The sequence below is a fragment of the Cupriavidus sp. SHE genome, assembly GCF_000812445.1.
Taxonomy (GTDB): domain Bacteria; phylum Pseudomonadota; class Gammaproteobacteria; order Burkholderiales; family Burkholderiaceae; genus Cupriavidus; species Cupriavidus metallidurans.
The window spans coordinates 22,877-41,055 of sequence record NZ_JWMB01000029.1; the positions used below are offsets into that span (position 1 = coordinate 22,877).

At 59.5% G+C, this 18,179-nt stretch carries 14 protein-coding genes; 10 read left to right on the top strand and 4 right to left on the bottom strand.

Translation table 11 applies throughout. The features are described from left to right. Window positions 1–79: 79 nt before the first annotated feature. Window positions 80–3,013 (bottom strand): Tn3 family transposase, encoded by a 2,934-nt coding sequence (locus tag RN01_RS16040; protein WP_039016689.1) that lies wholly within the window; start codon window positions 3,011–3,013, stop codon window positions 80–82. A gap of 624 nt (window positions 3,014–3,637) precedes the next feature. Between RN01_RS16040 and RN01_RS34315 the strand changes: the two genes are divergently transcribed. Next, complete coding sequence (locus RN01_RS34315; protein WP_004635326.1) at window positions 3,638–3,814, top strand: hypothetical protein; 177 nt, start codon at window positions 3,638–3,640, stop codon at window positions 3,812–3,814. A gap of 603 nt (window positions 3,815–4,417) precedes the next feature. Here RN01_RS34315 and RN01_RS16045 read toward each other — a convergent pair. Beyond that, on the bottom strand, window positions 4,418–4,876 hold the full coding sequence (locus RN01_RS16045) for an MgtC/SapB family protein (RefSeq protein WP_004635330.1): 459 nt from the start codon (window positions 4,874–4,876) through the stop codon (window positions 4,418–4,420). A gap of 249 nt (window positions 4,877–5,125) precedes the next feature. On the opposite strand from RN01_RS16045, the gene czcN reads away from it, so the two are divergent. The 9 genes from czcN (at window position 5,126) to czcE (ending at window position 16,183) form a co-directional block, all read left to right on the top strand. Then, window positions 5,126–5,776: a heavy metal efflux RND transporter CzcN gene (czcN, locus tag RN01_RS16050; RefSeq protein WP_020206397.1), complete on the top strand. Its 651-nt coding sequence runs from the start codon at window positions 5,126–5,128 to the stop codon at window positions 5,774–5,776. A 314-nt stretch (window positions 5,777–6,090) separates the two neighbouring features. Next, window positions 6,091–6,438 (top strand): CDF family cobalt-zinc-cadmium transporter CzcI, encoded by a 348-nt coding sequence (gene czcI, locus RN01_RS33935; RefSeq protein WP_011229345.1) that lies wholly within the window; start codon window positions 6,091–6,093, stop codon window positions 6,436–6,438. A 75-nt stretch (window positions 6,439–6,513) separates the two neighbouring features. Next, window positions 6,514–7,770 (top strand): heavy metal efflux RND transporter CzcC, encoded by a 1,257-nt coding sequence (czcC, locus tag RN01_RS16065; protein ID WP_024570390.1) that lies wholly within the window; start codon window positions 6,514–6,516, stop codon window positions 7,768–7,770. A gap of 17 nt (window positions 7,771–7,787) precedes the next feature. Beyond that, complete coding sequence (czcB, locus tag RN01_RS16070; protein ID WP_004635340.1) at window positions 7,788–9,350, top strand: heavy metal efflux RND transporter CzcB; 1,563 nt, start codon at window positions 7,788–7,790, stop codon at window positions 9,348–9,350. Between the two features lie 16 nt (window positions 9,351–9,366). Next, complete coding sequence (czcA, locus tag RN01_RS16075) at window positions 9,367–12,558, top strand: heavy metal efflux RND transporter CzcA (protein WP_004635342.1); 3,192 nt, start codon at window positions 9,367–9,369, stop codon at window positions 12,556–12,558. 50 nt (window positions 12,559–12,608) lie between these two features. Continuing rightward, the gene (locus tag RN01_RS16080) at window positions 12,609–13,559 is read left to right on the top strand and encodes a cation diffusion facilitator family transporter (protein WP_004635344.1); all 951 of its coding nucleotides are present in this window, start codon (window positions 12,609–12,611) and stop codon (window positions 13,557–13,559) included. 1 nt (window position 13,560) lies between these two features. Further along, the gene (gene czcR, locus RN01_RS16085; protein ID WP_008646724.1) at window positions 13,561–14,238 is read left to right on the top strand and encodes a heavy metal homeostasis two-component system response regulator CzcR; all 678 of its coding nucleotides are present in this window, start codon (window positions 13,561–13,563) and stop codon (window positions 14,236–14,238) included. Window positions 14,239–14,242: 4 nt separating this feature from the next. Beyond that, window positions 14,243–15,673, top strand: coding sequence for a sensor histidine kinase CzcS (gene czcS / locus RN01_RS16090; protein ID WP_011229349.1), 1,431 nt, complete (start codon window positions 14,243–14,245; stop codon window positions 15,671–15,673). Window positions 15,674–15,781: 108 nt separating this feature from the next. Then, on the top strand, window positions 15,782–16,183 hold the full coding sequence (gene czcE / locus RN01_RS16095; RefSeq protein WP_011514820.1) for a copper-binding periplasmic protein CzcE: 402 nt from the start codon (window positions 15,782–15,784) through the stop codon (window positions 16,181–16,183). Between the two features lie 298 nt (window positions 16,184–16,481). Here czcE and RN01_RS16100 read toward each other — a convergent pair whose 3' ends face one another. Together RN01_RS16100 and RN01_RS16105 are read right to left on the bottom strand one after the other, a co-directional pair. Continuing rightward, the gene (locus RN01_RS16100) at window positions 16,482–16,760 is read right to left on the bottom strand and encodes a hypothetical protein (protein WP_008646716.1); all 279 of its coding nucleotides are present in this window, start codon (window positions 16,758–16,760) and stop codon (window positions 16,482–16,484) included. A 182-nt stretch (window positions 16,761–16,942) separates the two neighbouring features. Then, entirely contained in the window at window positions 16,943–18,010 is a 1,068-nt protein-coding gene (locus tag RN01_RS16105) for a porin (protein WP_011229350.1), read from the bottom strand. Window positions 18,011–18,179: the final 169 nt, after the last annotated feature.

Here is an 18,179-nt window from a genome sequence, read left to right on the forward strand (position 1 = left end):
ACCTTGAGCTAAAGGAAGCTCAAGTTTCGGTAGTGCAAGACGAGGAGGCTTTCTCAGTACAGATTCCATGGTGCGTTCCTCATGAACCTGTCGCGCGCTGCCCGTGTGCGGCGTCCAGCAACATCTCCTGATACAGATGGAGCGGGAAACGCAGCGTGCCCCGGAAGTTGATATGTCCGAAGTGCGCTGGCCCCATTCTCCGTAGCCAGTCATCATCGATCCTCTGCCCCTTCTGGCGCCAGGCATCCACTGTCACCTGCATGCGCTGCGTGTTCCACGCAATCACCAGATTGGTGAGCAGGGTCAGTGAGCCCGAGATCGCGATCATCTCGTCACGCCGACGGCCCCGTTCTGGCGCGACCTTGCCGGTGTAGACCGCACGCTGGAGCTGATGGACTGACTCTCCGCGATTGAGCAGGGTATGCAACTCCCGCCGGAATTCTGGATTGCCAAAATAGTCGCATAGGAACAGCGTCCGCAGCAGCTTGCCGAGCTGATCGGCGGCACGATAGACGGCATCACCCTGTGCGGCACTGCCGAAGCGCTGAAGGGCAACCACGGCGCTGACGCGTCCGGACTTGATAGATGCCACCAGCCGCAGCAAGCCGTCCCAGCCATCACGAATAGCCTTGAGAGAGATTTCATGGGCGACGACCGGTGTCAGCTTGTCCGGGGCGGCCAATCGCCGCGGCAAGTAGAGCTTGCGCTCGGCCAGATTGCGCAGACGCGGGCACAGATCGAATCCAAGCAGCTTCGCAACCGCCATGCCGACGCTCGTATATCCATGCGTGTCGACGGAAAGTCGAAGCAAGCCACCGTCGTCGCGCGTGTCATTGTGGCGCACGACGCCTTCGATCGCGACGCCAGCTTGTCGCTCGTTGAGCACGATCGGCTGGTTGTACACAATTCCGTGCTGGTCCAGCACGTGCGTATAGATTCCGACCGCGTGGGTGCGCCGCCGGGGATCGGCGCGGGCATAGAAAAGGTGGGGTGAGGTGTCGAGGCTCATGGAGTCGCTCGAGGCTCGTTGTCCGTCTCCCCATAGTTCGGTGATCGTGTGAGTCCGCTGGAACTCAATTACCCGATCATTGGCACGTGCCAGTCGGCCTGGCATCTCCAACGCGCGCATCAGTGTTGAAATGTGCGCCGCGTCCAGCTGGGGAATCATCGCTGCGACAGCCTTGGCATCGATCTCAGTGCCGTGTGCGATCAGCGCGCCGTACAACGCCACGAGTTCGTTCGCGTCACGCGCTCTTCGGGCCAGGAGGACTGCGCTGAAGCCGGTGCGGGCGTCCATCTCCATGATCAGATCCGCGAACTGGGCTGTACCGATGGCCTTGAAGAGCATGTCGCGTGTCTTGCGAGGCAGACCATCCGTGGGCAGCGCCTCCAATGCCGACAGGTGCAGCGTACCGTCTGAGCCGATCGTGACCCGGCCGGCCTCGCGCGCCTCATCCAAGGCCGCAAGATTCACCTTGAGGTGCTCCGACAGGCGGTCGATAAACGCATTGGCCGTCGATGGCAATGCCAGCGACGACAGATGTCGGTCGCGTTCGTTTTCCCATTGCGTCGATGGAATCAGCAGTTGATCCCGTTCCCGGAAAGATAGACTGTGATGAATCCACACGGAGCCACGTCGCAGGCCTTTGCGCAGGCCGGTGATTGCCGAGGCTTCCAACGCATGCAGTGCACGTTTGCGATCGTCATTCTCGATAAGGTCATGCCAACTGCCGCTGGCTGGCACCTCACTGCCGCGGGGTAGCTCACTCGCACCGCTATCGTGCAATTTGGTAACGAGCGCCAATTGGCGCAGGCTGGGTTCCGCTTCCCGGCCGGCAAAATCCAGTTCCCGCAGCGATGTGAGTAGAGCTCGGATCCGCTGATTGTCCTCAGTCAGTGTCTCGCGCACACTGGCTGCATGGCTCATGGCGGGCTTGCTAGGGAAATCCCCCAGCAGCTTGCCGATCTCCGCGAGCCGCTCCTCGGCCGAACGTTCGGCCTCGCCGACGAGCATCTTGATCGCTAGCAGGCGCTGGCGGTAATCCGCGGCAGAGCGGGCCTGCTTGGTCGTGGTCTTTTCGTAGGCCTGTCGGACCAGATCGGAGACCCGTCGCCCTGTCTGATAAAGCAGGGAGTCTGTCAATTCCAGTAAGGTCACTCGAAGGAAGAAAACCAGTTCCAGCGTGCGCGTCGACGCCTTCAGTTCTCTGATCTTAACGGGGCGGCGCGCCTCGATGCGCTTGGCCCAGGCCCGCTGCTTCTCCATAGGCACCGCGTCCAGTTGCCAGGTATGCGCTCCGAGTTCCTTCAGGAATCGTATTTTCTCGAGCGTTTCGGCAATGGTTGTCGGGCTGTGACGTGCTGGCGGGGTCTTCAGCCACTCAAGAACGGTCACTCCCGACGTTTCGTGACGGGTCGACAGAACCGCGTCCGCACGCGCAAGTTGAGATTCCGGGATGGTAGCCTCGATCATGGCTACCACAGCTCGCTCGATTTCCGCCCAGATCGAGCGGCCGAGATCGCGCAACGCTCGCTCGGCCGGGATCAGGATCCGCCGCTCGTATAGCCAGGAGCGCGCGTGCTGTAGCAGGTCCTCGGGCGTCAGAGATTCTTTTGCATCCTGGCGCATCCACGCCCCAAGCCCTGCCCAATGGTCTGGCCCAATCCGTGTCAGCCCGAGATAGTCGCAGGCCCAGACTTGGTGGTCATAGAGCGTCTTGTAGCGGTGATACATGGTCCGCAGCGACGCGATGGTTGGCGTCGGCACGCCAAGGCGCTCACCGATGTAACGCAGCAACTGACGCGGCAGGGTGCCGACATGGTCCAGCGTATGGCCGCTCGCCCGAAGAAAGACCAGCTGGATTGCCGCGCCGGCGCGCCAGTCTCGTCGAAACCGCTCATTCACTTCCGCCATGTCGCTGTCGGTGAGCGCAAAGTACCGCTCCACGTCGAACTCCGACATTTTGGCGGGCAAGCGGTCGATTCCCACATAGCGAAATTCCATGCCTGGCATTTCCCTACCTCCTTGCGGCGGCGCGGTGCGTGGGCAGCTATGTTACCGCGAGATCTCTCAGAGTCTGCCGACGGTCGCGGGAGTCGACCGACAAGCCCTGCCAGTAACGGCTTTCAGGGAAAGCGCCAGATTTAGCACGAAAAGTACGATTACCCCCACAGGGCGCGCTTGGCCGCGCGGCGGGGGCGGTCAACGTTCCAAAACCAAGGGGAAAAGGACCAGTCAGCAAGTGACTGATTTGACTAGGGTTTTAGGGTGGGCATCACCCTGGAACCCGCATGGCTGCTACGGGTGGCTACCCCGGTAAATTGCGGCGAAATCAAGGGGACCCCTGATCCAGACATTCGTCTATTCGCTGGCCTGGCCGCATATCCAGTGGGCGGCGATGCTGGTGGTGCGGCTGCGCCCGGGTGCGGGTAACTAGTCGCTGGACGAACTGTAGGGGGCGAGCACTAACCGTCTCGCGCGGCGGCTTGCGAACCATAGGTCGGCCCGCGGCCGGAAAAATGCTTGACCTTCCCTGCCGTGGGAACGTCCATATTAACCATGGGGGACAGAAGCCCCTGCGGCGTGGCAGGACCAAGTCGGCAGAGAGCATCGGATTTTCCGCCGGAGGTTAGTCAAATGGGCGTTCCGGGGCGCACGTTGTATGAAGAGGTCTTTGCGGTGTTCGAAAGGGCATGCCAGGAAAGCGATTTCGAGCTGGCCGAGGACCTCCTGCTCGCCCTAGAAGCGATGGATCGCCGGCAGGAAGCTCATCGGCAACTCGACCGCGCCTACCTGCTGCTAGCCGATCTCTGAGAACGGGAGTCCCCCGACTTTGGTTTCTACCTGCTTGCCATCGGCTGGCCAATGCCCCTGGGGACAGCAGTGGTCCTCTTCCATGCCTTAGCGTGCAATATTTTCCGTTTTCTGAAGTGACCCCTTCTTTACGGAGTCCCGCGTATACCAGTCGTTCTTCTCGACAACCGGCTCTTTGCGATAGTGCCGCATGACCCGAAGAAAGCACTCGAGAGGCTGTTCCTTCTTTCGTAACCATCGGGCCTAACGTCGTCGGAGACAATTGCACGTTCCGGCTAATTCGAGAAACATCGTCTATTTTGCAGAAAGCGGCCGCTAACCGATCGAGCGGGGGAGTATCCGAAGGTCTTGCGAGCGCCGAGGCAATTTCTTCCATGTGCGCCGGGCTGCAAGGAAACTCATGTCGATCGGACAGTGCGCTCACTTTGGCTTGCAGAGCCGGGTTCGTGCCCTCGTGAAGGTACGCAAACAGGTTGTAATCCAGGTAAATTCTCATGCGATGGAGTTTGCGTATTGTTAAGCGCGCTCATACGTTTGGGAAATGCTGGCCGAACCTGAAGTTGGCGCATTCGCGCTGCACGTGGCTTGGGAGCAGTGGGAGTCTTACTTCTTCGACATTTGAAGGATTCTGAGCACGATGAGTGCGAAGGCAGTCGCGACGATGGCCGTCACCGCATGGCCCATGCCGGCGGCCACGCCGATCGCGGCAGCAATCCAGATGCTCGCGGCAGTTGTGAGCCCCCTGACGTGTGTCTCATTGTCCGGCTTCAGGATCGCCCCTGCACAAAGGAATCCGATGCCTGACGTGAGACCCTGAAGCACGCGGCTCATGTCGGCAAGCTGCACGCCCGCCTGGAGGGGAACCACGACAAAAACGCATGCCCCCAGCGCGACGAGCATGTGAGTGCGCACGCCTGCGGATTTTCCCGAGCTCTCCCGCTCGTACCCCAGCAAGCCCCCCAAAACGATAGAGACGGTCATTCGAACGACGGCACGTACTGCCTCGGCAGCATTAGCGAGATCGGAGAATTCCGAGCTCAATGTGCGGATGATGTCGTTCATTGCGGAGCGTCTCTGGGTGTGTCCTGAAAATGGCCAAGACAGTCTATGTCGCAGAAGATGACTGTCAGATTGCCGAGCTATGACACAACCGGATTCGCTGGCCGGGGGGCAAGATTAACAACGTATTACATTTCGGCAATAAAGCCTGACAACGGAAGGGCAACCTTAGAATGCCGGCCATTAGTGCTCGTTTTCGCGCCAGTGTGTCCACTCGAAGTGCGCGACATTCTCCTCCAGCCCCCGAACCGCATGACCGATTCTTCAATCTCCCCGTCCCAACCCGCTGGTCTCTCGAGGGCGCTGGACAATTTCCTGACACGCCACCGCATCGGCGTTTGGCGTGTTGTCGTAACGTTTGTCCTGGCAAGTCTGGTCTTTGGCCATTCTCGCTGGGACGGTACCTGGGTGTCGCCGCTGCTGCTGACGCTGGGGATGTTGGGGGTGAGCCTGGCCACGGTCGGGCGGCTCTGGTGCGCGTTGTACATTTCCGGGCGCAAGAACAATACCTTGGTGACCTCGGGTCCATATTCACTGTGTCGCCATCCGCTCTATGTCTGCAACTTGCTAGGCATTATCGGACTAGGGGCGATGACCGAGTCGCTGGCGGTTACCGCAGTCCTGGCGCTCGCATTTGCGCTGATGTACCCGGCTGTCATCCGGACGGAAGACCGCTTTCTGGCTTCCGCCTTCCCGGAATTCGCCGAATACGCACGCCGTACACCAGCGTTCTTTCCCCGTCTGTCGCTGTATAGGGGGGAGTCGACATGGACGGTCCATGTGTCTTCCTTTCAACGCAATATTGCGGACTCGGTCTGGTTTCTCGGCCTGTCGGTGGTCGTGGAGTCGTTTGATTTGTTCCATGACGCCGGCGTCCTCCGGGCGGTCGTGACGCTTGCCTGATGCGGGCAACTCCGCATACACGTACAGCCATGCACTACGCTCACGTCTCCGATTCTGTTGTCGAGAGCATGCTCGTGATGCTGGTCGGCCTGATCGTCCTGTATGTGGGGTTCGCTGTCTATTTGCGGTGGAAGCATGGGCCCGCCCCCAAGCGTAAGACTGATGAGGGGCGAAAGCGGCACCCCAAAACGAGCAGGCGAAAGCGATAATCGTAATCTGCTCTTAATGCTGGTGATCGAGGATTCATGTAAACTTCGGCGACGGCCCAGCCGTTAGTACTTCAACCCCAAGCCCCCCGCACAGTCTCCCAAGGAATGCGACGTTTCGTTCTGATCTTCGTGCTGCTCATTTTGCCGTTCCAGTTTTCCTGGGCGGCAGCGGCACGCTATTGTCAGCACGAGAAAGCCACGGCCACTTGGCACCTTGGGCACCACGAGCATCGTCATCAGCAGCCGGAAGGTAAAACGGATGCCGAGAAAAAGCCATTCGTGGATACAGACTGCGGGGTATGCCATCTGGTCTCCCTCCCGTTCGTCTATGGACAGACGCAGGACGTGTTGATAGCGAATCGGGTAGAAGTGACCGATACTCAACATTCGTCCGAGTTCTCGTCTCTGAATGCCAGGGCTCCCGACCGTCCTCAGTGGCAGCGTCTCGCTTGATCGGCGAGACGACGACTCTTTTTCTCCTTTCGTCTCTCGCCGAATTCTCCTGGTCACATACCTTGGTGCAATTCGATGCGAAGACTATTTCTGCCGCTCGGGCTGGCGGTAGCATTTCTCAGCCCAAACTTTGCCGTAGCGCAATCTGACACCGGCACGTCCATGGTGCCCGTCTTCCCAAGGGAAGCGGCGGGACCGTTGACCCTCGAGGCCGCGTTGTCGCTGGCGGCAGGAAGCAATTTCAACCTGTCCGCCGCCGCCAAGGAACTCGATTCCACAGAAGGTGGGATCATGCAGGCCCGGGTTATTCCGAACCCGGAACTCCAGACGCTGGTCGAGGACACGCGGAAATCCACCCGTACATCCACCGCCCAGATGAATATCCCCATCGAACTGGGCGGCAAGCGCTCGGCTCGTATCAATGCCGCGGAAAGGACGCGCGAACTGGCGCAGGCAACGCTGGCTGGCGTTCGCGGTGACATTCGGGCGCAGGTAATCGAGAGCTTTTTTTCCGTCTTGATCGCACAGGAACGCGTCAAGCTGGCAACTGGCTCCGCGGATATCGCTGCGAGGGGCGCGCAAGCCGCTTCACGCCGCGTCGCGGCCGGCAAGATCTCCCCGGTTGACGAAACTAAGGCACGTGTCGAACAGGCCAACGCCGAACTTGAATTGGCCGAAGCAACGGCGAGCCTGCAGTCCGCCCGTCAGGCGTTGACGGCGTTGTGGGGCAATGCATCGCCGCAGTTTGCCGAAGCACAGGGCAATCTGGACGCGCTGCCATCCAGGCCGGCGCCTGAACTCCTTCAGAAGGAGCTGGAAAACTCACCGCTGGTGGCCGCAAGCCGCGCTGAACTTGACCGCCGCCAGGCATTGGTGGGCGTTGAGCGCAGCCGCCAGTATCCGGATCTGACAGTCAGTCTGGGTGCCAAGCGAGATACAGAAGCCAACCGCAACATGGCGGTGATCGGTGTGGCGATCCCGTTGCCGATTTTTGACCGGAATCAGGGCAACTTGTATTCGGCCATTCGCCAGGCGGACAAGGCCCAGGATGAATATCTGGCCAATCGCATCAGCCTGACCCGAAATCTCCTGATGGCATCGAACCAGCTGTCGGTATCGCGCGCCTCGGCACAAACGCTGAAGCAGACCGTCTTGCCAGGCGCCGAGCAAGCCTTCAACGCGGCGACCATTGGCTTCGAGGCCGGCAAGTTCAATTATCTGGACGTCCTGGATGCCCAGCGCACGCTGTTCCAGGCACGCATCCGCTATCTCGGCGTGCTTGGACAAACCTATCAGGCGGCGACCACGATCGATCGCATTCTGGGACGTTAAGACGGGATTCATAAAACATGGCTATTTCGAACAAACAAAAGGCTGCCATTGCGGCCATCGTACTGGTGGGCGGCGTCGCGACTGGTGGCGTTCTGCTGAGCGGGCGCTCTGCGCCGGAAGAGCAGGGTGGGCACTCGGAATCCAAGGGGCATGGCGACACCGAGCACCATGGCAAGCAGGCGGCGGAAGCCGACCACAAGGATGACAAGTCACACGGCGACGGCGAGCATCACGAGGTCAAGAAGGGCCCCAATGGTGGCGCGCTCTTTTCGCGTGATGGCTATGACGTCGAAATTGGCACGGCCGAATCCAAGGGCGAGGCCCGTATTCGGCTCTGGGTTAGCAAGTCTGGGAAGGCGGTGGCAAATGGCGTGGCAGCGACAGGCCAGCTCGTGCGGGCTACGGGCGAGTCTCAAGCGCTCAAGTTCGTGGTGTCTGGCGACGCGCTGGAAAGCCAACAGCCAGTTGCCGAGCCCCATGTCTTTGACGTGACCGCAAATGTGACCTTGCCCGGTTCGTCTTCGCCACTCGCCGTGCGGCTCTCGAAAGAGGAAGGCAAGATTGAGTTGACAGCGGACCAGCTGGCCAAGACAGGGGTAGTGGTTCAAACCGCGGGCTCGGCAAAGGTCCAGGCTGGCGTCCAGTTCCCCGGCGAAATCCGTTTCAACGAAGACAAGACAGCCCACGTGGTGCCGCGACTGGCTGGCGTCGTAGAGAGCGTTCCGGCCAATATTGGGCAACAGGTTAAGAAGGGACAGGTTCTCGCGGTCATCGCGAGCACCGGACTTTCTGACCAGCGCAGCGAACTGCTCGCAGCACAGAAACGTCTGGATCTGGCGCGTGTCACTTATGACCGCGAGAAGAAGCTCTGGGAACAGAAGATCTCTGCGGAGCAAGATTATCTGAGCGCCCGCAACGCGCTGCAGGAAGCGCAGATCAGTGTCCAGAACGCGCAGCAGAAGCTGACCGCCATTGGCGCCAGCAACAGCTCGACGGCACTCAATCGCTACGAGCTGCGCGCACCGTTCGACGGCATGATCGTTGAAAAGCATATCTCGCTTGGGGAAGCGGTGGCGGACAACGCCAACGTGTTCACGCTGTCGGATCTGTCGTCCGTCTGGGCCGAGTTCGTGGTGTCTGCCAAGGATGTCGAGCGGGTGCGCATCGGCGAAAAGGCGTCGATCAATTCGGCATCGTCCGATGTGAAGGCAGATGGCACCGTTTCATACGTGGGTTCGCTGCTGGGCGAGCAGACGCGGACGGCGAAGGCCCGCGTAACATTGACCAATCCACAGATGGCTTGGCGACCGGGTCTCTTCGTCACGGTCGACGTATTCGGTGCTGATGTCGAGGTGCCCGTTGCGGTGAAGACCGAGGCCGTCCAGGACGTCAATGGCGAGAGCGTAGTCTTTGTCGCGGTTCAAGGTGGATTCGTGCCGCAGCCGGTGAAGGTCGGCCGGACAAACGGCAAGGTCATCGAGATTGTCGAGGGCCTGAAGCCGGGCGCACGTTACGCCGCCGCCAACAGTTTTGTTCTGAAGGCCGAACTTGGCAAATCCAGCGCCGAACACGGCCATTGATACGGGGGAAACAGCAATGTTTGAACGTATCATTAGTTTCGCCATCCAGCAGCGATGGCTGGTCCTGCTCGCCGTGTTTGGAATGGCCGGGTTAGGGATTTTCAGCTACAACCGACTACCGATCGACGCGGTCCCTGACATTACCAACGTTCAGGTTCAGGTCAATACCTCGGCACCAGGCTATTCACCGCTCGAAACCGAACAGCGTGTTACGTATCCGATCGAGGTCGTGATGGCCGGCCTGCCGGGACTCGAACAGACGCGTTCCCTGTCCCGCTATGGCTTGTCGCAGGTGACGGTCATCTTCAAGGATGGCACGGACGTCTATTTCGCGCGCCAACTCGTCAACCAGCGCATCCAGGAAGCCAAGGACAATCTGCCTGAAGGCGTTGTGCCGGCGATGGGGCCTATTTCGACCGGCCTCGGGGAGATCTATCTATGGACCGTTGAAGCCGAAGAGGGTGCTCGCAAAGCTGACGGGACTGCCTATACGCCGACAGATTTGCGCGAAATCCAGGATTGGGTGGTACGGCCGCAACTGCGTAACGTGCCCGGTGTCACCGAGATCAATACTATCGGTGGTTTCAACAAGCAGTACCTGGTCGCGCCGAGTCTTGAACGGCTAGCGTCGTACGGGCTGACGCTGACCGACGTCGTCAATGCGCTGAACAAGAACAACGACAACGTGGGTGCGGGCTACATCGAGCGTAGGGGCGAGCAGTATCTGGTTCGTGCGCCGGGTCAGGTTGCGTCCGAAGACGACATCCGCAACATTATTGTCGGTACAGCGCAGGGGCAGCCGATCCGCATTCGCGACATCGGGGATGTGGAGATTGGCAAGGAACTGCGTACCGGTGCGGCAACCGAGAATGGCAAGGAAGTTGTGCTGGGCACGGTATTCATGCTCATCGGCGAAAACAGCCGGGCTGTGTCAAAAGCGGTCGATGAAAAGGTCGCTTCCATTAACCGTACGATGCCGGAAGGTGTGAAGATCGTAACGGTATACGACCGGACACGTCTGGTCGACAAGGCCATTGCGACCGTCAAGAAGAACCTTCTTGAAGGCGCGGTGCTCGTCATCGTAATTCTGTTCCTTTTCCTGGGTAACATCCGCGCGGCGCTGATTACCGCGACGATCATTCCGCTGGCGATGTTGTTCACCTTCACGGGGATGGTGAACTACAAGATCAGTGCGAACCTGATGAGCTTGGGCGCGCTCGACTTCGGCATCATCATCGATGGCGCGGTGGTGATTGTCGAAAACTGTGTGAGGCGACTGGCGCATGCGCAGGAACACCATGGCCGGCCATTGACGCGCTCCGAGCGGTTCCATGAGGTGTTTGCCGCAGCGAAGGAGGCGCGTCGCCCACTGATCTTCGGTCAGCTCATCATTATGATCGTCTACCTGCCGATCTTTGCGCTGACGGGGGTGGAAGGCAAGATGTTCCACCCGATGGCGTTCACGGTCGTCCTGGCGCTGCTGGGCGCGATGATTCTGTCCGTGACGTTCGTTCCGGCTGCGGTCGCCTTGTTCATCGGCGAACGGGTGGCCGAGAAAGAAAATCGTCTCATGCTCTGGGCGAAGCGTCGCTACGAGCCGCTGCTGGAAAAGTCGCTCGCGAACACGGCCGTTGTATTGACGTTTGCCGCGGTGTCAATTGTTCTGTGCGTGGCCATTGCGGCCCGCCTGGGCAGCGAGTTCATCCCCAATCTGAACGAAGGCGACATTGCCATCCAGGCGCTGCGCATTCCTGGCACGAGCCTGTCGCAGTCCGTGGAGATGCAGAAGACGATCGAGACGACCCTCAAGGCAAAATTCCCCGAAATCGAGCGCGTGTTTGCGCGGACAGGTACGGCGGAGATTGCATCCGATCCGATGCCGCCGAATATTTCGGATGGCTACATCATGCTCAAGCCTGAGAAGGATTGGCCAGAGCCGAAGAAAACACATGCCGAACTGCTGTCCGCCATCCAGGAGGAAGCCGGCAAGATCCCCGGGAACAACTACGAGTTCTCCCAACCGATCCAGCTGCGGTTCAACGAGCTGATCTCCGGGGTCCGCTCGGACGTCGCAGTCAAGATCTTCGGCGATGACAACAACGTGCTCAGCGAGACGGCGAAGAAGGTATCGGCCGTGCTGCAGGGCATCCCCGGCGCGCAGGAGGTGAAGGTAGAACAGACCACCGGCTTGCCGATGCTGACGGTCAAGATCGATCGGGAGAAGGCGGCGCGATACGGGCTTAACATGAGCGACGTGCAAGACGCGGTGGCAACGGGCGTCGGAGGCCGTGATTCCGGAACCTTCTTCCAGGGCGATCGTCGTTTCGATATCGTGGTCCGCCTGCCCGAAGCTGTGCGCGGCGAGGTCGAGGCTCTGCGCCGATTGCCGATTCCGTTGCCAAAAGGAGTGGACGCGAGAACGACGTTTATCCCATTGAGCGAGGTGGCGACGCTGGAAATGGCGCCCGGCCCGAACCAGATCTCGCGCGAGAACGGCAAGCGCCGCATCGTGATCAGTGCCAACGTTCGTGGACGTGATATTGGTTCATTCGTGCCCGAGGCGGAAGCGGCTATCCAAAGCCAGGTCAAGATCCCGGCTGGCTACTGGATGACATGGGGTGGCACCTTTGAGCAACTGCAGTCCGCCACCACCCGCCTGCAGGTGGTAGTGCCGGTGGCGCTGTTGCTGGTCTTCGTACTGTTGTTTGCGATGTTCAACAACATCAAGGATGGCTTGCTAGTCTTCACGGGCATTCCCTTTGCGCTGACTGGCGGGATTCTTGCCCTGTGGATACGCGGCATTCCGATGTCCATTACTGCAGCGGTGGGCTTCATCGCGCTGTGCGGGGTGGCGGTGCTCAATGGTCTGGTGATGCTGTCGTTTATCCGATCGCTGCGCGAAGAAGGGCATTCCCTCGACAGCGCGGTCCGAGTTGGCGCCCTGACGCGACTGCGTCCGGTGCTGATGACGGCCCTGGTGGCATCCCTGGGTTTCGTGCCGATGGCCATCGCCACCGGTACGGGCGCTGAGGTGCAACGTCCCCTCGCAACGGTGGTAATCGGTGGCATCTTGTCGTCCACGGCGCTGACCCTACTGGTGTTGCCGGTGCTCTATCGACTTGCTCACCGCAAGGATGAGGACGCGGAAGATACTCGCGAGCCAGTCACTCAGACGCATCAACCGGATCAAGGCCGCCAGCCTGCATGACGTAAATCCTTGGGCGGTCATCGTACCGCCCAATTTTTATAGGAGTTTCTATGGGCGCAGGTCACTCACACGACCATCCCGGTGGCAACGAGCGATCGCTCAAGATCGCCCTTGCGCTGACCGGTACGTTCCTGATTGCCGAAGTGGTCGGTGGTGTCATGACGAAGAGCCTGGCGTTGATCTCCGACGCCGCGCACATGCTCACGGACACCGTCGCACTGGCCATCGCACTGGCTGCTATTGCGATCGCCAAGCGACCCGCGGACAAGAAGCGGACATTTGGCTACTACCGTTTTGAGATTCTTGCCGCGGCCTTTAACGCATTGCTGCTGTTCGGTGTGGCTATCTACATCCTGTACGAAGCCTACCTGCGGCTGAAATCGCCACCTCAGATTGAGTCAACCGGCATGTTCGTCGTGGCTGTGCTGGGCCTGATCATCAATCTCATCAGCATGCGCATGCTGTCCTCCGGGCAAAGCAGCAGCCTGAACGTGAAGGGTGCTTATCTGGAAGTCTGGAGCGATCTGCTCGGGTCGGTTGGCGTCATCGCCGGTGCGATCATCATCCGCTTCACGGGCTGGGCGTGGGTCGACTCCGCCATTGCGGTGCTGATCGGCCTCTGGGTACTGCCTCGCACGTGGATCCTGCTGAAGTCGAGCCTGAATGTGCTGCTCGAAGGCGTACCCGATGACGTGGATCTGGCAGAGGTTGAGAAGCAAATTCTGGCGACGCCCGGGGTAAAAAGCTTCCATGACCTCCACATCTGGGCACTTACCAGCGGCAAGGCGAGCTTGACGGTTCATGTCGTGAATGACACGGCCGTCAACCCGGAAATGGAAGTGCTACCGGAATTGAAGCAGATGCTGGCTGACAAATTCGATATCACGCACGTGACCATTCAGTTCGAACTGGCACCATGCGAACAAGCGGATGCAGCTCAGCATTTCAATGCATCGCCAGCACTGGTCGGATCGAAGTCGCTTGCTGCAGGAGGAAACTAAGGTGCGGGTACTTGTTGTAGAAGACGAACCGCGTACTGCGGAGTATTTGCAGAAGGGATTGTCGGAGTCGGGTTTCGTGGTCGACATCGCGAACAATGGTGGCGATGGGCTCCACATGGCGGAAGAGACCGACTACGACGTCATCATCCTGGACGTCATGCTGCCAGGTATGGACGGGTGGACGGTCATCAAGTCCATTCGATCCAAGTCCGAGACACCCGTACTGTTTCTGACGGCGCTGGATGATGTGGCGGATCGTGTCAGAGGCTTCGAGTTGGGGGCAGACGATTACCTGGTCAAGCCCTTCGCCTTTGCCGAGCTCCTTGCCCGTATCCGGCGTTGCTTGCGCCAAAGCACCTCGAAGGAGTCCGAGCGATTGCGCATTGCCGATCTGGACATCGACGTGCTTGGAAGGCGGGTATTCCGGGGAACTACCCGCATTGAATTGACGAATCAGGAGTTCTCGCTGTTGCACCTGCTCATGCGCCGGAGAGGGGAGGTGCTGTCGCGAACCACGATCGCGTCCCAGGTCTGGGACGTCAACTTCGACACGGATACCAATGTCGTTGACGTCGCGATCCGGCGCCTGAGATCCAAGGTGGATGATCCCTTCGATCAAAAGCTGATCCATACCGTACGGGGAATGGGCTATGTCCTCGACCCAGAGCGCGGCCGGTGACGGAATGAGGCCCGGGACTTCGATAACCCCGCTGTCACTGACGAGGCGGCTTGGGCTCTTCTTTGCATTGGTACTGTCTATCGCGCTGGCCAGCATGGGCGCCTTTGCTTACTACTCGCTCGCCGCGCAACTCGAGGCCAGAGACGATGAGGTTGTAAAGGGAAAACTCGAACAGGTCGAGCATTTCTTGCGCGAGGTGGACGGGGTGCAGGGCGTCCCGGCGGCGCAGCATCGCTTCGATGATCTGGTGCGAGGTTACTCGGACCTCATCGTTCGCGTCACGGCGCTGGATGGCCGGCTTTTGTTTCGCACGGGCAACGATGCATTGCTGGAAGGCACTGACCAAGCGGCGGTCACGGGAAAGTCATCGCTCATGTTCCAGTCCGCCGATGCGGTGTTGGGGCGAGACGGTACGCGGGCGACGGTGTTCGTGGCGAAGTCTGGCGAGGACAGGAAGCAGGTGACTGCGCGATTCCGGACGACGCTCGTGCTTGGTACCACCGTCGGTGTGATATTGACGGCCCTGGTGGGGGCGGCCATTACGCGCCGTGAGCTGGAGCCGGCGCACGTACTTATCAAGCAGATCAACCGGATCAGTGTGGAACGGCTGAGCTACCGGGTGGACATGCCACCCAAGCCCACCGAAGTGCGTGATATCGCCTCTGCGTTCAATGCGATGCTGCAACGCCTCGAGGATGGTTATCAGAAGCTGTCGCGGTTCTCCGCCGATCTTGCCCATGATTTGCGCACGCCGCTTAACAACCTCATTGGACATGCCGAGGTCGCCTTGTCACGAGACCGCACCGGGCCCGAGTATGTCGCCTTGGTGGAGGAAAGCCTGGTCGAATACCAGCGACTTGCGAGGATGATCGATGCGATGTTGTTCCTCGCGCGAGCTGACAGTGCCAATGTGGCGCTCGAGTTGACGGAACTCCAGTTGAATGCAGAACTTCGCAAGTTGTCCGCCTACTTTTCGGTGCTTGCAGAGGAGCGAAGCGTCGTAATCAGGGTAAGCGGGGATGCCACCCTGGTCGCTGATGCCATTCTGTTCCAGCGTGCGATCAACAATGTTCTGTCAAATGCGGTCCGTCATGCGTGGCCGAATTCGATGATAGATCTGGTGGTGCGCCGCGAAGCGGCACATTGTTGCATCGACATCACGAACGTTGGAGACCCAATCCCGGAGCGGGAACTTTCCCTCATCTTTGATCGGTTCTTCCGTGGGGATAGGGCGAGATCCAACTCGTCACAGTCCACGGGGCTGGGCCTGGCCATCGTCCTGTCGATCATGGAGCTCCATGGCGGCGACGCGTCAGCCGTGAGCGGCTTGGATGGGAAGACACGCTTTACATTGCGCTTCCCGCTCAACGGTGCTGAAGCCTCAGCGCGGGTTTCGGTGGGTAGGCCGAGTCAGGACCGACCAGTCGTTGGGTAGAGTGGTGCAATGAGCCCGATTGCCTATTTGTAATCGCCGGGCAAGGCTGCAGCATGCGTACAATTTATACACTCGTTTTCATAGATCAACGAAGTCTCTAGAAAGGAGATGACTATGAAAACGAAGAAACACGCCTTGCTGTTTGCGGCGTTGCTGTTGGGTGGGATGTCGGCTTCGTATGCTTTGGAAATGACCGGGTTGAAACCGGGCGTGCCTGCGTCGACGGCGACGGCGCAGGCGATGGCGAAGCGTCACGCGACCTTGTATGGCGATCCAGCCGGCCAATCTCAGGCCAGTCGCATTATCGACGTGAAGCCAGGGATGCGGTATGTCAACGTGGACTCTGGCGAGACGGTGGCGTTTCGGGCCGGCGAGAAGATCGTCGCATGGACCTTCGCCCAGATGGTCAGGGATACGAGTGTGGACCTTGGCTTGTTGATGCCGGATCTGCCGGGTAGCGCTGGCGTGCGCGTCTATATTGATAGAAGCGACCTCTTCACAGGTGGCTGAACGTTGCTGAACCGGTGAACTACAGGCCCCGCACAATGCGGGGCCTTTTTCATCGTCATTGGCGTCGGTTCTGCCGCTTAGCAATACACGAGGCGATGGGAAGTTGTAGCACGCGCCACCGCATCATGAACGGCACCGGATTGACGCCGATGGAGGGAAAAAAAGCTTGCCCTCCGGGGAGGGCAAGCTTCGGAAGCTTTCGCCATCGGGATAAAGCGAAAGAGCACCAAGAGCCAAGCAACTGACGGGTGCCTGGCTCCCCCACAGAGGTCGGTCTGAGTTTCAGGGACGGCTTGCGTCAAATTCCGCGTGCGCCATCGGTGAACACATCACGCGGCCCAATACGCGAGCCGTCGGTAAATACGTCACGCTGGCCGAGGCGTGCGCCGTCGGTGAACACGTCGCGCTTGTCGATGCGTGCACCGCCGGCGTAAATGTCGTTGACTGCGGCGCGTCCGCCGTCGGTGTAGGGGTCGCGGGGACGGTGGATCTGGCCATCAGGGGTAGCAGCGATGGCGGAGCCGGCGGCAGCAATCGTGAGGGCAGCAGCAATCAGGGCAGTGTGAATCGTCTTCATGGAATCTCTCCGGAGTCAATGTTTGTGAGTCTCTAATCGCTCACCGTGTTCACAGTCTAGCTACCGGACCTGCTCCACTGAATTACCCGCGTATTACGATCCTGTCATAAAAAAATGCCTCCCGGTTGGGAGGCACAAACTCTCTTGAATTAACAAGAAAGTGTCGATTCTTTTGAGCTCGCTCAGAACTTGTGGCGTACGCCTACGACGACGCCGGTCTGATCCTTGCCAGGGACAACGTTGGTCGGGCTGCCGGTCGTCGAGTTGTAGCCGTTCATGCCCAGCTGCGAGTTGCCGCGGTTCAGTGCATAACCGACGTTCATATACACATCGGTACGCTTCGAGAAAGCGTAATCTGCCGAGGCAACGAACAGGAACGGGTCTGCGCCAGAATTGCGGCTGTCCGTGTAGTAGGCGGCGCCGGTCAGCGTCAGTGCGGGCGTCAGGCCATAGCGCAGGCCGGCCCAGTAAATGTTAGAACCGTTCGTCGGCAGCGCACCGACATTGCCGTTGTACCAGCGATAACCAATAAATGCCTTAGCCGGTCCGAAAGCGTAGCTCGCGCCAATTAGAGCGCGGCGGTCCTTGCGGTCGGCCGTGGCGACGGTGCTGCCCTGGATCTCGTCGTACACCGCGCCGACAGCGAGGGCGCCGGTTTCATACATGAGCGATACGCCCATGTTTCGATCGACCTTGTAGTTCCCCGGCACTTCGCCGCCGCCGGTGCGGCTAAAGCTGTAGAGGCCGGTGACCGTCAGGCCACTGAAGATGCCACGGTACTTGATAGCATTGTCAGCGCGACCCGCCAAGACGTCATCCATCTTGAAGAGCGAGTAGCGCGGCGCGAAGCCCATCGGGTCGAGTTGCAGCGTGGTGTCATACATTGGTGTCGTTTGACGACCCAACGTCAGTTGACCATATTTGCTACCCAATCCTACGAAGGCACTACGATCAAAAAGACGGGTGCTGTTGTTCTGTGCGCCGGTGTCGAACGAAATGCCGCTTTCCAATTCGAAGATGGCTTTCAGACCGCCGCCAAGGTCTTCGACGCCACGCAGGCCCCAACGCGACGTCGACATGTTGCCGGAGGTCATGCGAACCTGGTTCGAGCCACCGGGCGAAGCCGATGGGACGTTGCTCAGATACTCGATACCCGCGTCGGCCACACCATACAGCGTGACGCTCGATTGAGCGAATGCGGTTGTAGCGAACAGACCGAGGGATGCGACGGCAATGCGACTAATCTTCATGGATTCTCCTCATTAAGACCCGAAATTAATTTGGTGGGGGCGAGTATAGAAATCTGCAGATGACGGTCAGATTGCGTGACCTTGCCCCTGTTCCACGAATCCCATAACCGAGGGAATTAGGCAGCCCGGTGTTGCTGAGCTGCGGACCAGTTTTTCTCGAACGTCATGG